Annotated in this window: 13 protein-coding genes; 4 read left to right on the top strand and 9 right to left on the bottom strand. The window is 73.2% G+C overall.

The genetic code is table 11. The features are described from left to right. Positions 1-82: 82 nt before the first annotated feature. The 4 genes from ABKW26_RS10075 to ABKW26_RS10090 all read right to left on the bottom strand — a co-directional run bounded on the left by ABKW26_RS10075 (position 83) and on the right by ABKW26_RS10090 (position 5,090). Positions 83-1,558 carry a trypsin-like peptidase domain-containing protein gene (locus ABKW26_RS10075; RefSeq protein WP_348593266.1) on the bottom strand — a complete coding sequence of 492 codons (1,476 nt, stop codon included), beginning with the start codon at positions 1,556-1,558 and terminating at the stop codon, positions 83-85. Between the two features lie 119 nt (positions 1,559-1,677). Continuing rightward, entirely contained in the window at positions 1,678-3,537 is a 1,860-nt protein-coding gene (gene menD, locus ABKW26_RS10080) for a 2-succinyl-5-enolpyruvyl-6-hydroxy-3-cyclohexene-1-carboxylic-acid synthase (RefSeq protein WP_348593424.1), read from the bottom strand. After that, positions 3,537-4,499: an o-succinylbenzoate synthase gene (locus ABKW26_RS10085; RefSeq protein WP_348593268.1), complete on the bottom strand. Its 963-nt coding sequence runs from the start codon at positions 4,497-4,499 to the stop codon at positions 3,537-3,539. Before ABKW26_RS10085 ends, menD begins: the two co-directional genes overlap by 1 nt. Positions 4,500-4,508: 9 nt before the next feature. Further along, positions 4,509-5,090, bottom strand: a complete 582-nt coding sequence (locus tag ABKW26_RS10090) for a TetR family transcriptional regulator (RefSeq protein ID WP_348593270.1) — start codon at positions 5,088-5,090, stop codon at positions 4,509-4,511. A 110-nt stretch (positions 5,091-5,200) separates the two neighbouring features. Between ABKW26_RS10090 and ABKW26_RS10095 the strand changes: the two genes are divergently transcribed. Further along, a complete protein-coding gene (locus ABKW26_RS10095; RefSeq protein ID WP_348593272.1) occupies positions 5,201-6,187 on the top strand; it encodes a 1,4-dihydroxy-2-naphthoyl-CoA synthase in 987 nt (328 codons plus the stop codon). Positions 6,188-6,257: 70 nt separating this feature from the next. On the opposite strand, the gene ABKW26_RS10100 is transcribed toward ABKW26_RS10095, so the two are convergent. Then, on the bottom strand, positions 6,258-6,545 hold the full coding sequence (locus tag ABKW26_RS10100; RefSeq protein WP_348593274.1) for a hypothetical protein: 288 nt from the start codon (positions 6,543-6,545) through the stop codon (positions 6,258-6,260). A gap of 120 nt (positions 6,546-6,665) precedes the next feature. After that, the gene (locus ABKW26_RS10105; protein WP_348593276.1) at positions 6,666-7,778 is read right to left on the bottom strand and encodes a DUF3048 domain-containing protein; all 1,113 of its coding nucleotides are present in this window, start codon (positions 7,776-7,778) and stop codon (positions 6,666-6,668) included. 91 nt (positions 7,779-7,869) lie between these two features. On the opposite strand from ABKW26_RS10105, the gene menE reads away from it, so the two are divergent. Further along, on the top strand, positions 7,870-9,054 hold the full coding sequence (gene menE, locus ABKW26_RS10110; protein WP_348593278.1) for an o-succinylbenzoate--CoA ligase: 1,185 nt from the start codon (positions 7,870-7,872) through the stop codon (positions 9,052-9,054). A gap of 11 nt (positions 9,055-9,065) precedes the next feature. Beyond that, positions 9,066-9,935 (top strand): 1,4-dihydroxy-2-naphthoate polyprenyltransferase, encoded by an 870-nt coding sequence (locus ABKW26_RS10115; RefSeq protein ID WP_348593280.1) that lies wholly within the window; start codon positions 9,066-9,068, stop codon positions 9,933-9,935. On the opposite strand, the gene ABKW26_RS10120 is transcribed toward ABKW26_RS10115, so the two are convergent. Further along, positions 9,909-10,286 carry a DUF4229 domain-containing protein gene (locus tag ABKW26_RS10120; RefSeq protein WP_348593282.1) on the bottom strand — a complete coding sequence of 126 codons (378 nt, stop codon included), beginning with the start codon at positions 10,284-10,286 and terminating at the stop codon, positions 9,909-9,911. The two genes, ABKW26_RS10115 and ABKW26_RS10120, sit on opposite strands and share 27 nt — an antisense overlap. A 30-nt stretch (positions 10,287-10,316) precedes the next feature. Between ABKW26_RS10120 and ABKW26_RS10125 the strand changes: the two genes are divergently transcribed. Continuing rightward, a complete protein-coding gene (locus ABKW26_RS10125) occupies positions 10,317-10,844 on the top strand; it encodes a PLDc N-terminal domain-containing protein (protein ID WP_348593284.1) in 528 nt (175 codons plus the stop codon). 110 nt (positions 10,845-10,954) lie between these two features. Here the strand turns inward: ABKW26_RS10125 and ccsB are convergent, their stop codons facing one another. Together ccsB and ABKW26_RS10135 are read right to left on the bottom strand one after the other, a co-directional pair. After that, on the bottom strand, positions 10,955-11,998 hold the full coding sequence (ccsB, locus tag ABKW26_RS10130; protein ID WP_348593285.1) for a c-type cytochrome biogenesis protein CcsB: 1,044 nt from the start codon (positions 11,996-11,998) through the stop codon (positions 10,955-10,957). After that, a complete protein-coding gene (locus tag ABKW26_RS10135; RefSeq protein WP_348593426.1) occupies positions 11,985-13,595 on the bottom strand; it encodes a cytochrome c biogenesis protein ResB in 1,611 nt (536 codons plus the stop codon). Before ABKW26_RS10135 ends, ccsB begins: the two co-directional genes overlap by 14 nt. Positions 13,596-13,634: the final 39 nt, after the last annotated feature.

Below are 13,634 nucleotides of genomic sequence, written 5' to 3' on the forward strand. Positions count from 1 at the left end.
CCCCCCCGACGCTCTCGCAGAGCGTCGGCCGTCGTCGTTCCTCACCGGGCACCGAGGGGGGCGTCGCCCGTGAGGGTGCTCGTCAGCCCTGACCGGGGAAGAGCTCACCGAGGTCGGGGATGGTGCTCGGGCTGTCCGGCGCGCCTCGACCCTGGCCCGGGTCGGTCGACTCCTCGGGTGCGGGTGTCGTGCTCGTCGCGTCCTCGGGCTTCGTCGCGAGGGTCACGGTGACGTCCAGCGCCTCGCCGTCCCGGACGACCGTGAGAGTCACCTCGGTGTCGGCGGGCAGGGCCCGCACGAAGCCGGTGAGGGACTCGGCGCCCGTGACCGGGTCGCCGTCGATGGCCACGATGACGTCACCGGTCTGGAGGTCGGCCTCGGACGCTGGCGAGGAGTCGGAGACGTCCTCGACGACCGCTCCCTGGCGGGTCGTGCCGTCAGCAGTCCCCGTGCCGTCGCTCAGGCTCACCCCGAGGAACGCGTGCTCCGCCTCGCCGTCCTCGATGAGCTGCTCACCGATGTGCTGCGCGAGGTTCGCCGGGATGGCGAAGCCCAGGCCGATCGAGCCGCTCTGGCTCGATCCCGAGGAGAGGGAGGCGATCGAGGACGTGATGCCGATGACCTCGCCGCTCGCGTTGAACAGCGGCCCACCGCTGTTTCCCGGGTTGATGGCGGCGTCGATCTGCAGGGCGTTCGTCACGACGGAGGTACCCGTCCCGGACGTCGTGGCGGTGCTCACCGGGCGGTCGATCGCGGAGACGATCCCCGTCGTCGCCGTGTTGGACAGGCCCAGCGGGTTGCCCATCGCCATGACGGGCTCGCCGACCACGACGGCGTCCGAGTCCGCCAGGACGGCCGAGCGGAGGTCGTCTGGCGGGTCGACGAGCTGGACCACGGCGAGGTCTGTCGCCGGGTCGAGGCCCGTGATCGTCGCCTCGTAGATGCGTCCGTCGCTCAGCGTCACCTGGACGGTGTCGTCGTTGGCGCCCTCGACGACGTGGTTGTTCGTGAGGATGTGCCCCTCGCTGTCGATGACGACGCCGGAGCCCTCTCCGGCCCCTGATGCGGTCGTCACCTGGATCGCCACGACGGCAGGCGCGACCGCCGAGGAGACGGCCTGCCAGTCCGGGTTCGTCTCGTCCGACGACGCGACGGGCACGTTGACCGACGAGTCGGACGCCTGGCCGAGCGTGCCGAACACGGTCGACTGCGACGTGCTCGTGGCTGCCGGCGAGCCACCCAGCTGACCGGTGAGCGCCGCGGTGCCCAGGCTCGCGAGGACGGCCGCGGCGACCGCGGTCGTGGCGACCGGGACGAGCAGACGGCGGCGCGGTGCGGGCTCGGCTGCGGCGGCCTGCGCAGCACCGGTCGACCAGTGTGCCGCGGGAGCGGCGTCGGCGGCGGGTCCGGAGGCGGCGGGACCGGCCGTTGCAGGACCGGCGGCAGGCTCGGCAGGTGTCGCGCCGTACCAGGCGCTCGGCGGTGCCGGGACTGGTCCAGGGGCGTACGGGTTCGTGCTGGGGATGCGCTGCGTCTCGTTCTGGTTCGGTGTGGTCATCGGGAATCACCCTCCTTCGGCTGAGAACTACTCAACACCCGGGGGCTGGGACGCGGCTTGGGCTTTGCTGGGGATTCGCTGCGAGTTTCTCGTCGCGGCGACCAGGGCGGCGCGGGACTTCAGAGCGCGTCGACGACCGCCGCCGCGAGGTCCTGCGCGCTGTGGTGCCTGCTCGTCCGGTCGACCTGGATCTCCAGGACGCTCACACCGTGCGGCGCGTGGGCGAGCGCGGCACGCAACCGGTCGGCGCTGTGCACGAGCTCGTGCTGCACCCCGTAGCCGGCGCAGAGAAGGCCGAGGTTCGCACCGTGCGGGGTCGCGAAGACGCGCTCGAAGAGAGCAGGGTCGTCGGTGCGTCCGTGCTCGAGCGTCGCGAAGATCGACCCGCCGTCGTCGTTGACGACGACGATCTGCACGTCGACGCCCGGTTCGCCCGGCCCGACGAGGAGCCCGCCGACGTCGTGGAGGAACGTGAGGTCGCCGACGAGCGCGCGGACCATCGGGCCCGGCACACCCGTGCCACGGGTGACGCGGGGGTCCTGGATGCCCAGTGCGACGCCGAGGACCGTGGAGAGCGTGCCGTCGATGCCGGCCAGGCCACGGTTCGCGACGACGACGGGCGGCTCGGCCCAGCGGACGACGAGGTCGAGGTCACGGACCGGGTTGCTCGAGCCGATGACGAGCACGTCGTCGGGCTGCGACGCCGACGCGACCGCCTCAGCCACCTGGAGGGCGTCGAGCGGGCCGTCGGCACCGCGAGCGACCGACCGATCCACGACGTCGGCGGCCACGGTGGATGCCGACCGCCAGGCACGCATCCACGCGAGGGACGGCCCGTCGGATCCCGACGCGGCAGGCGCGGGGGCCGCGAGCCACGACGAGGGCACTGCGGCGAGCACGGACGACGCACCGCGTGCGGCGTCGGGCCACTGGCCGGAGCCGGGAGCGACGACGACGACCCGTACCTCGGGCCGCGCGAGGAGGGACTGGACGGGCCGCGAGAGGGTGGGGCGGCCGATGACCACGACCTGCCGGACGGCGTCGACGAGCGTCGCGGAGCCGAGGACGAGCCGGTGCGCCGCGACGAGGTTCGGCCCACCCGCCGCACCGGACGACGCCTCGGCGAGGAGCGGCCAACCACGAGCCTCGGCCACGGCTCGGGCGACCGCGCCGGCCCCGTCGCCAGCGACGACGAGCGTCGCAGGCTCGTCCGCGGCGCCGTCGGGGTCGAGCAGGCCACCGACGACCGTGGGACGGACCTCGACGAGCCCGCTCGGCAACGGCGCACCGTCGGTCGGCGTCGTGGCGGCAGAGAGCTCCGAGAGCTCGGCAGCGCTCGGGGCGAGCGGCTCCCGGTACGCAAGGTTGAGGTGCACAGCACCCGGCACACCCGTGCGGGCTCCCGACGCTGCGGCCACGGCCCGACCGATGACGGCCCGCAGGTCCTGCAGCTCACCGACGCGCCCGGCGGGTGCGGGGACGTCGACCTCGAGCCGGACGGCCCCGGCGAAGATCCCCACCTGGTCGGCGGTCTGGTTGGCACCGGTGCCGCGCAGCTCGTGCGGCCGGTCCGCCGTGAGCACGAGCAGCGGGACGCCGGCGTGGTGGGCCTCGAGGACCGCCGGGTGGAGGTTCGCGACAGCAGTTCCCGACGTCGTCACGACGGCCACCGGCGGGGCGAGCCGTGCCGGATCCCCGGAGCGCGCGCGCCGGACCTGACCTGCGCGGGCGAGGCCGAGGGCGAGGAATCCTGCATCGCGCTCGTCGATCCGGACGTGGAGCCGGATGCCGGTCACCGGGTGCGTGCCGGCGTCGTCCGGGGTGCCGTCCGGGGTGCGCTGTGCGGCGCGCGCCGCGATCGCGAGCGCGTAGGCGAGCGGTGCGCTGCGCGAGCCGGGGGCGAGCACCACGTCACGGACGCCCAGCCGGGCGAGGCTCTGGACGAGCTCGTGGGCGCTCGCGATCGAGGGCGAGAGCATCACGAGGGCCGGCCCTCGCTCAGGGCACGGACGCGGTCGACCCGTTCTCTCCACGCCTGCGCCCGCTCTGGAGCGGTGCGCCGTGCGTCCGTGCGCTCGAGGGCGGCGGCGTCGGGCACGGGTCGGCGGACCTCGAGCATGCCGTCGACCGGGAGCAGCGGGTCGGGGACCACGTCATGGACGAGGAGCTGGGCCGTCGCGAGGCCGCACGCGTAGGGCAGCACCGGGAGGGCGGCCGCGAGCGCGAGCCCTGCGGCGAGCCCGACGGACGTCTCGAGGGCCGACGAGACGACGACCGGCAGGCCGATCTCCTCGGCGAGCCGCAGGCAGGCACGGACGCCGCCGAGGGGCTGGACCTTGAGGATGACGATGTCGGCGGCAGCGGCCCGGACGACGGCATGGGGATCGTCAGCGCGCCGGATCGACTCGTCCGCTGCGACGAGCACGTCCGTGCGACGACGGACCGCAGCGAGACCGGCGACGTCGGGGCAGGGCTGCTCGACGTACTCGAGACCGCCGGCCGCGCGGTCCAGGCGGGTGAGCCGCGCGACGGCCGTGTCGGCGTCCCACGCGCCGTTGGCGTCGATGCGGACGTGGCCGGTGGGGCCGAGCGCGTCGCGCACCGCCTCGAGGCGTGCGATCTCCTCGCCGACGCTCTGGCCGCGCTCACCGACCTTGACCTTGGCCGTGCGGCACCCGCCGGACGCACGCACGATCGCGTGCGCCTCCTCGGGTCCGGTGGCGGGGACGGTGACGTTCACGGGCACGTGCATCCGCACCGGCGTCGGCCAGCCGATCTCGGCCGCCTCGACCGTGGCCGACCACCAGGCGGCCGCCTCGGCGTCGCCGTACTCCCAGAACGGAGAGAACTCGGCCCACCCTGCGGCGCCCTCGACGAGGACGCCCTCGCGCACGTCGAGGCCGCGGAAGCGGGTGGTCAGGGGCGTGGAGTAGACGTGCACGCCCCCAGGTTAGGCTCTGACGGCCTCGGGCAGCAGCACGTGGTGCAGCAGGGTCGCGGCGCGGAGCCGGATGTCGTGCCCCTCGCTGAGAGACGTCACCGCCGCCCCGTCCACGAGCGCGACGACGAGCTCGGGCGCCAGAGCGAGGTCGAGCGTGCCGAGCAGGTCTCCCACCGCTGCGTCGAGCGCAGCGCGTCCGGCGGCGTAGGCCTCGGCGAGCGCTGGGCTCCGGCCGGCGGAGACGAGGTGCTCGTAGTGGCCGCGGACGGCCGCCTCGTCGCCCTCGGGCAGGACGGCGTCGACGAGGACCCGTGCCTGCTCGTCGACGCTCGTCGGCCCCATCACCTGGGCGGCGACGGAGGCGGCGTGCATCGCCCAGCGCGTCGCCAGCCGGGCGCCGGCGGCGCCCACGAGGTCGTCGAGGGACTCGAAGTAGTAGGTGGTCGCAGCGAGGGGCACCTCGGCGCGCGCCGCGATGCCGCGGTGGGTCACGGCTGCCGGCCCGACCTCGAGCACGAGGGCCGCGGCAGCCGCGATGATGGCGTCCCGGCGGACGACTCCCCTGCTCTGGCGACGCGATGGTGGGTGCACCCCGGCGACACTAGCGGCGCGATGTGTACTGGATGTTTCGGCCTCACCCGTCGGCCATCGCTCGCGATCGGACCGTCGAGGCCGTGCCGCACGTCCCCTAGGGTGGGACGGTGAGCGCGACCCCCACCTCAGTGTCCGAGACCTTCGATCCTCGACGGTGGCGCACGGTCGCCGGCTTCGAGGATCTGACCGACATCACGTACCACCGCGGTGTCTCCCGGACCGAGGAAGGCTCGCCGGGTGCTGCTGACGGCGAGCGCGACCTCCCGGTGGTCCGGATCGCGTTCCACCGGCCCGAGGTCCGCAACGCGTTCCGGCCGCACACGGTGGACGAGCTGTACCGCGTCATGGACCACGCCAGGATGACCTCCGACGTCGCGGCCGTCATCCTCACGGGCAACGGCCCGAGCGCCAAGGACGGCGGGTGGGCCTTCTGCTCGGGCGGCGACCAGCGGATCCGTGGCCGTGACGGCTACCGGTACACGACCGACGACGCGACGGGCCAGGCGGCCGAGACCGCCGACCACATCGACCCCGCTCAGGCGGGGCGACTGCACATCCTCGAGGTGCAGCGCCTCATGCGCACCATGCCCAAGGTCGTCATCGCGGTCGTCAACGGCTGGGCGGCAGGCGGCGGGCACTCCCTGCACGTCGTGGCCGACCTCTCGATCGCGAGCCGCGAGCATGCGCGCTTCAAGCAGACCGACGCGGACGTCGGCTCGTTCGACGCGGGGTACGGCTCCGCGCTCTTCGCCCGGCAGGTGGGCCAGAAGCGTGCGCGCGAGGTGTTCTTCCTCGCTCGCGAGTACTCGGCGCAGGACGCGTACTCGTGGGGTGCGGTGAACGAGGTGGCCGACCACGCCGACCTCGAGGAGCTCGCGCTCGACTACGCACGAACCATCGCGACGAAGTCGCCGCAGGCGATCCGGATGCTCAAGTTCGCGTTCAACCTCGCGGACGACGGCCTCGCGGGCCAGCAGGTCTTCGCGGGCGAGGCCACGCGCCTCGCGTACATGACCGACGAGGCGGTGGAAGGCAGGGACGCGTTCCTCGAGCGCCGGGCCCCGGACTGGTCCGCGTTCCCCTACTACTTCTGACGACCGGCTCCAACCGGTCTGCTCCTGACGACCGGCAGGAGCCGGGCCGGTCGGAGCGTGCCCGGAGACGCTACGTGGCCGCGAGCAGTCCCGAGAGCGCCTCGATGATCGCGCGCCCGGTGTAGGCGGAGCCGACCGCGAGGGCGAACAGCCCTCCGAGCGAGAGCAGCACGGGCACGATCGACGCGGCCGGGCTCGGGCGGGCCGCGTGGTACGCGGTCGGACCAGCAGGACGTTCCTGCTCTGCGTCGACCTGCTCTACCCGAGGAGTCGACGGCACCGGGCGGTGGTTCGTCAGCAGGGCGCGGCCACGGGAGAGGGTCAACCGGTGAGGGTGGAGCTGAGGAAGAGTTGCCATGGTCCTAGCCTGCCTCGTGCAGGGCGTGCTGCACCTCGGGCCAGCGGATGGGACCGAACTGTGACCTCTCACCCGCTGGGTGGACGCCGGGGCTGACGCCTCCACCCTGAGGAGGAGGCGTCAGCTCGTCGTGAAGGAGCCAGAGGTCGTCGGGACGAGCTCGACCCACGTGCCGCCGGGCGCCAGCGTGACCGGCGTACCGTCCGCCGCCGTGAGAACGAACGGGTCCGCCGGGCTCGCCTTGCTCCACGTCGCCGCGACGGACATGCCACCGGTCGCGACGAGCGCCGGCCCGGTGCCGACGACCTCGGTCTCGGGCACCGGGGACCCCGCCGGGTCCACGGTCCCGGTGTTGTACATCGACATGCTCATGACCACGACGTTCGTGGCGGCCAGGCGCACGCCGTCCGCGGAGACCGCCGGGGTGCCCGCCTCGGACCGCAGGAAGCTGCCTGACGCCCCGTCCCAGGTCCAGGACGGCTGGCTGTAGCGGGACATCGTGATCGAGACCGCGTTCGTCGGTGCCCCGGCGACGACGGCCGTCGCCTGCGCCGCGTCACGCGCGAAGACGAACTCCGGGGCGGGCGGGGCGGAGTGCTCGGTGTCCGCCTGCGACAGGAAGGTCGCCGGCGTCCCGTAGACGTTGTGCGGGGCACGGCGGCCGCTCGCGCGGTAGAAACCGGACGCGCCACCGTCGTGGCTGATGACCTGCAGGCCCACGGCGCTCACCGACTGGACGAACCCCGGCTGCCCGCCGGAGAACGCCATGAGCCCGCGGAGCGGCGCGATGATGTTCGAGTCCATCGGTCGGACGGAGCGGATGGGTCCGACCGTCTCGGGGACCTGCGAGTGGTAGACGGCGATGTAGCGCGTGACGCCGCCCTCGACCATCTCCTCCCAGACGACGTCGGCGTTCTCGAGCCCTGTCTGGGGCCGCGCCTCCTTGGAGTTCTCGATCTTCACGGCGAGCGCAGGCCGGGCGACGATGTCCGTGGCGGCGACTCCGGTGAGCGCCCACGTGGGAGGGACGGCGGGGGCGGGTGGTGCCTGCTTGTCGGCCGTCGCTCCGGGCGTCACCTCGGTCGTCGGGGTCGGGACGGGCTCCTCCGCGTCGTCGCCGGAGCAGCCTGCGAGGATCAGCGTCGTCGCGCACACTCCGGCGGTGACGACGCTCCATGCGGCACGACGACGCGACGCGTGTGGGGTTCTCTGCGCGCGAGATGGCGTCAGCACGGTTGTCTCCTCAGATCTTCGGCAGCCCTGGCTCTCTCGGGCCGGGACGGGGGCGTGGGGTCCAGCCTAGGGTCGCGCATACCCTGAAGCCGTGATTGCCACACCGGAAGGCCCCAGGACCACCCGTGAGCTCGATCTCGCCGGCATCGGCCGGCACGGTCCGGCCGAGCTGGGAGCAGGCCTGCGCGAGATCCTCTCCGCAGCTCCGGGCGAGCCCGGTGCCTGCGTCCTCGTCGCGACGTCGGGCTCGACCGGGGACGCCCGGCGGGTCCGCATCCCCGCGCACGCCCTGCGCGCCTCGGGCGAGGCGACCGCCGCACGGCTCGGGGGTCATGGCCAGTGGCTCCTGGCGCTGCCGACGGACCACGTCGCCGGTGTCCAGGTGGTCGCGCGGTCCGTCCTCGCCGGGACGCGCCCCGTAGCTGTGCACCTGGACCACGGGTTCCGCTCCGCCGCCTTCGCCGCTGCCGCCCGCGAGCTCACCGGTCGTCGTCGCTACACCTCGCTCGTCCCGACCCAGCTGTACCGGATCCTCGAGGATGCCCGGGAGGGCGACGACGCCGGCCTCGTCGCGGCCCGCACCCTCGACGCCGTCCTCGTCGGCGGTGCCGCGACGTCACCGGCGCTCCTGCTCGCCGCCCGTGACGCCGGGGTTCCCGTGGTCACGACGTACGGCATGAGCGAGACCGCCGGAGGCTGCGTCTACGACGGTGCCCCGCTCGACGGCGTCGACGTCCGGGTGCGCGACGGCCGCATCGAGATCTCCGGGCCGGTCCTGGCCGACGGGTACGACGGCGACGACGACGCGACCCACGCCGCCTTCGTGACCGACGCGGGCCGACGGTGGTTCCGGACGAGCGACGTCGGCGACATCGCGACCGGTCCGGACGGTGCCACGACCCTGCACGTCCGCGGTCGCGCGGACGACGTGCTCGTCTCCGGCGGCGTCAACGTCTCCCCGGCCGCGGTCGAGGCACTCCTCACGGGGTGGGGTCCGCTGCGCGAGGTGTGCGTCGTCGGTGTCCCCGACGAGGCGTGGGGTGCGCGCGTCGCGGCCGTCGTGACCCTCGCGGACGGGGCACCCTCCGAGAACCTCCTCCCGCAGGTGCGCGCCCGCGTCACGGATACGCTGGGGGCGCCGGCCGCGCCGCGTGAGATCGTCGTCGTCGGCGAGCTCCCGCTGCGGGGACCCGGCAAGGTCGACCGCAGGGCGGCGACCGAGATCGCGACCCGGCACGTCGCGGCCTCACGACCGAGCACAGACGCAGAACGCTGAAACGGAGCCTCATGGCCACGACATCCGAGTGGGTCGCCGGCGCGCGCCCGCGCACCCTCCCTGCCGCGGCGACGCCCGTCCTCGTCGGCACCGGGGCCGCGGCCCAGGTCGACGCGGTGGACCCGCTCCTCGCCGTCCTCGCCCTCGTCGTGGCGCTCGCCCTCCAGGTCGGCGTCAACTACGCCAACGACTACTCGGACGGCATCCGAGGCACCGACCTCGACCGCGTGGGTCCCCTCCGTCTGACCGCGTCCGGCACCGCGCCGCCCCGCACGGTCAAGCTCGCCGCGTTCGCCGCGTTCGGCGTCGGGTCCCTGGCCGGGATCGCGCTCGTCGCGCTGTCGGGGCACTGGTGGCTGCTCGCCGTCGGGGTCCTGTCGATCGCTGCCGGGTGGTACTACACCGGGGGCAAGAACCCGTACGGGTACCTCGGCCTCGGTGAGGTCGGCGTCTTCGTCTTCTTCGGCCTCGTCGCGGTGCTCGGCACGACGTACACGCAGGCGGACCGCATCACCGTGGCCTCCGCGCTCGGTGCCGTCGCGGTCGGGCTCCTCGCGTGCGCCATCCTCATGGCGAACAACATCCGTGACATCCCCACGGACGCCGTCGTCGGCAAGCGCACGCTCGCCGTCCGTCTCGGCGACCGGCGAGCACGACGCGCGTACGTCGCGATGATCTGGCTCCCGCTGCTGCTCGGGGCGCTGTGCGCCTTCGCGAACCCGTGGGCCGTCATCGTCCTCCTGCTCGTGCCGCCGGCGACGCTCCTGAGCATCCCCGTGCTCGCCGGAGCGCGGGGCCGGCTGCTCGTCCCCGTCCTGGCCGCGACGGGGATGTACGAGCTCGGTTTCGGCGCGCTACTTGCCCTCGGGCTCTCGATCTGACGTGTGTTGAGCGGGCCCCTGCTGGGCCGTGCGCGGGGCAGGCTCCTGCAGGTCCGTCACCGGACGCGCGGGACGGGGCGCGGCTCGGTCGATCGTCGCGTCCTCGGCCGCGGCGTCGTCCTCGATCCCCCGGCTGAAGCGTTCACCGCCTGCTGCGCGCCGTGTCCGACGCTCCGCGAGCTCGACGGCGGCGGCCTCGCGCGGACCCCCGAGCACCACGTACGAGACCATGAGCGCCACCACGGGCGCGACGACGATGAGCGGGAGTCCCCGCAGGCCAGCGGCGTAGAGGGCCACGGCGATGACAGCGAGGAGAGCGAGTCGCAGGACGGAGTACTTCAGCAGGGCCACGCTCTCAGGGTAAACGCATAGGGTGGGGAGATGCTCCGCGTCCTCGCAGTCCTCGCAGCCTTCGGTCTCCTCGTCTATGCCTTCACCGACTTCGCCAGCAGCGACGAGGAGGACCGCGGGGACATCCCGCGCTGGCTGTGGCTCGTCATCATCGTGCTCCTGCCCTACTTCGGGCCGATCTCGTGGATCGCGTTCAGCCGGTCGCGCCGCAAGCAGGCCGGTCGTGGGCAGCGGCCCGTCGCATCGGGCAAGGGTCCGGCGCCGCGCGGACGGACGCGCAGGCGCGCCAGCGGACCCGTCGCACCGGACGACGACCCCGACTTCCTGTGGCGGCTCGCGCAGGAGCAGCGTCGTCAGGCGCGCAGCGCCCAGGGCAACGGGGACACGGCTGCAGGAGACACCCCGACGGACGGGACGAGCAGCGGCACCTCCAGCGGCACGAGCGCAGGGAAGGCCGACGGGCGCCCGACCGGCACCTCCCCCGACGACCGTGCCGACGGCGCGTCCGACGAGCGCCGCAGCGACGACGAGACGCACGACGACGGCACACCGGCCTGACGCGGACGCCCTCCTGACGGAGAACTCGCCTGACGGAGACCCTCGCCCCACCCGAGAGGCATGCGGCAGGGCCAGGTCCGGCGGCGCGAGGGGTCAGGCGGCCGGAGAGGTCAGATCGTGGGGCGGTCGACGCCCGAGTAGGAGTGCAGGCCGCTGAAGAGGATGTTCACGGCCGTGAAGTTGAACAGCACGCAGCCGTAGCCGACGAGCACGAAGTAGGCGGCGCGGCGGCCGGACCAGCCTCGTGTCGTCCGCGCGTGGAGGTAGGCGGCGTAGACGACCCAGACGACGAAGCTCCAGACCTCCTTGGGGTCCCAGCCCCAAGGGCGGCCCCACGCGCCGTCGGCCCAGATGGCACCGCCGATGATGGTGAACGTCCACAGGACGAAGCCCACGGCGTTGATGCGGAAGCTCAGAGCCTCGAGGGCGACCGGCGTGGGGATGGTGTCGAGGAAGCGCCAGTTCATGACCTTCCACGCGGCCACGTTGCGGCCGCGCACGACCGTCCCCTCGCCGTGCAGGAGCGTCGAGCCGTTGTCCCGGGAGTCGCGGAGCAGCTGGAGGACGCTCATCGCGAACGCGACCGTGAACACCCCGGTGGCGCCGACGGCGACACCGACGTGGATGACGAGCCAGTAGCTTCGCAGGGCGGGCTGGACGCCGTCGGCCTCGACGTGCAGCGCGGTGATGGCGATCATGAGGAAGGTCACGACGATGAAGGACACGATGACGCCGAGGAACCGGACGTCGCGTCGCAGCTGCAGGACGAGGAAGAGACCCGCGGCGACGAGGGTCCCCGTGAGCCAGAACTCGTACATGTTCGCCCACGGGACGCGGCCTGCGGCCAGCCCGCGCAGGACGACCGCGACGAGGTGGATGAGGAAGCCCGCCCACATGGTGGCCATCGCGATGCCGAGCGCCTTGGAGGCCCGGCGCCCCTCGATCACCCCGACCGCGCTCCCGGGCGCCGCGGCGCCCGACGACGGCGTCGAGACGGAGACCGTCGCGGCCTTCGGCGCGGTGCGCTCCTGCGCCTTGCGCTGGCCGAGGGCGTCGGTCGCGCGCGAGAGGTCGGTCGCGAACGCGATCATCGCGATCGTGTACGCGGTCGCTGCGCCCCAGACGAGGGTGTCACTGATCTCACCGAGGTTCATCGGTCGGCCTTTCCGGTTCCTGCATCGACGGTCGAGGTTCTAGAGGGGACGGGTCGGGGGTGCCCGGGACCTCGTACCCGGGAAGGTGCGCGAGGAGCGCGTCGACCTCTCCCTGGAGGCCCAGGTCGTCGCCGCGGGCGAGGCCCGCGACCTCGACCACTGTACGTGGGCCGTCGGTGTCGTCCTGGACCGAGGCCCGGACCCACACACGTCGGCGGGGTGTGAAGAGGGAGACGCTCACGCCGGCGAGGGCACCGAGCGCAAAGACGAGCGTCCAGACGAGGGAGGGGTCGTGGCGCAGGTCGAGAGCGACGAAGCGGGGCAGCTCGGCGAACTCGAGGGTGCCGAGCCCGTCGGGCAGGTCGACGGTCTCTCCCCTGCCGACGACGAGGGTCACGGGACTCCCGTCCTCCTCGACCGACTGCGTCATGCCGTCCGTCTCGAGCTGGTAGACGTTCTGCGGCACACCGTCGTCGAGCCCGAGGTCACCGTGGTAGACGCTGAGGACGAGCGCCGGGTTGATGGGGTCCGGGAAGATCGAGCGGGCGCCCTCGGGAGTGATCTCGGCGGTCGGGAGGAAGAAGCCGACGAGGCCGATCTGCTCGCCGGTCGAGACGTCGGGGACCTTGATGACGCCCTGGGACGTGTAGACGTCGTCCTCCGGGAGGAACGGCACCGGTCCGGCGAAGGCGATCTCGCCCGCCGCGTCGCGGACGATCACGTCGGGCGCGAAGCCGTTGCCCTGGAGGTAGATCTTTGCGCCGGACTGCGACAGAGGGTGGTTGACCTTGATCTCCGCCGAGCGGGACGTCCCGTCCGTCTCGCGGACCGTGACGTTCGCCGTGAAGTCCTGCGCCTTCGCGTCCGTGATGCGGAAGACCGACTCGAAGGAGTCGAGCGTCATGGAGAACGGCTCGAGCGAGTCCTCCTGGAAGAGGGCGCCGCTCTCGAACGTGTCGTAGTCGACGACGGAGTTCGCGAACCCGCGACCCTCCGTGACGATCGCCTGCCCGCGGTACTCGAGCAGCTGGCCGGCACCGAAGGAGATGAGCAGGCCGAGCAGCGAGATGTGGAAGACGAGGTTGCCGGTCTCGCGCAGGTACCCGCGCTCGGCGCTCACGACACGGGCGCCGCTGCTCTCCGTCGCGGGCACGACGCGGAACCGGGGCAGCCAGCGCAGACGTCCGCGCAGGTGGGCTTCGGCCGCGGCGGTCACGTCGTCGGGCGACACCTCGTCGGCAGCGACGGTGTAGCCGCCCCGGGCCGGGAAGCGACCGAACCGCCGCGGCGTCCGGGGCGGCGCGGCGCGCAGGGCGTGGAAGTGAGCACGCACACGCGGCAGGATGCAGCCGACGAGCGAGATGAACAGGAGGATGTAGATGGCCGAGAACCACACCGACGCATAGACGTCGAAGAAGCCGAGGCGGTCGAGCCACGAGCCCAGCGTCGGGTTGTCGAGCATGTACTGGGCGACCGCGGCCGGGCTCTGGCCGCGCTGCGGGAAGACCGATCCGGGGACGGCGGCCACCGCGAGGAGCATGAGGAGCATGAGCGCCACGCGCATGGAGGTGAGCTGACGCCACGCGAAGCGCAGCATCCCGGCGCCGCCGAGCTGGGGCAGCTGGGGGGCTCCCGC

This window comes from Sanguibacter sp. 25GB23B1 (genome assembly GCF_040012415.1).
GTDB lineage: Bacteria > Actinomycetota > Actinomycetes > Actinomycetales > Cellulomonadaceae > Sanguibacter.

What these genes read in the sequence shown, in the direction of transcription:
- ABKW26_RS10115 (WP_348593280.1), top strand. Translation starts at nt 9,066, where the DNA reads ATGGCCACGACATCCGAGTGGGTCGCCGGCGCGCGCCCGCGCACCCTC.
- ccsB (WP_348593285.1), bottom strand. Translation starts at nt 11,998, where the DNA reads ATGAACCTCGGTGAGATCAGTGACACCCTCGTCTGGGGCGCAGCGACC.
- ABKW26_RS10075 (WP_348593266.1), bottom strand. Translation starts at nt 1,558, where the DNA reads ATGACCACACCGAACCAGAACGAGACGCAGCGCATCCCCAGCACGAAC.
- ABKW26_RS10100 (WP_348593274.1), bottom strand. Translation starts at nt 6,545, where the DNA reads ATGGCAACTCTTCCTCAGCTCCACCCTCACCGGTTGACCCTCTCCCGT.
- ABKW26_RS10125 (WP_348593284.1), top strand. Translation starts at nt 10,317, where the DNA reads ATGCTCCGCGTCCTCGCAGTCCTCGCAGCCTTCGGTCTCCTCGTCTAT.
- ABKW26_RS10135 (WP_348593426.1), bottom strand. Translation starts at nt 13,595, where the DNA reads ATGCTGCGCTTCGCGTGGCGTCAGCTCACCTCCATGCGCGTGGCGCTC.
- menD (WP_348593424.1), bottom strand. Translation starts at nt 3,537, where the DNA reads ATGCTCTCGCCCTCGATCGCGAGCGCCCACGAGCTCGTCCAGAGCCTC.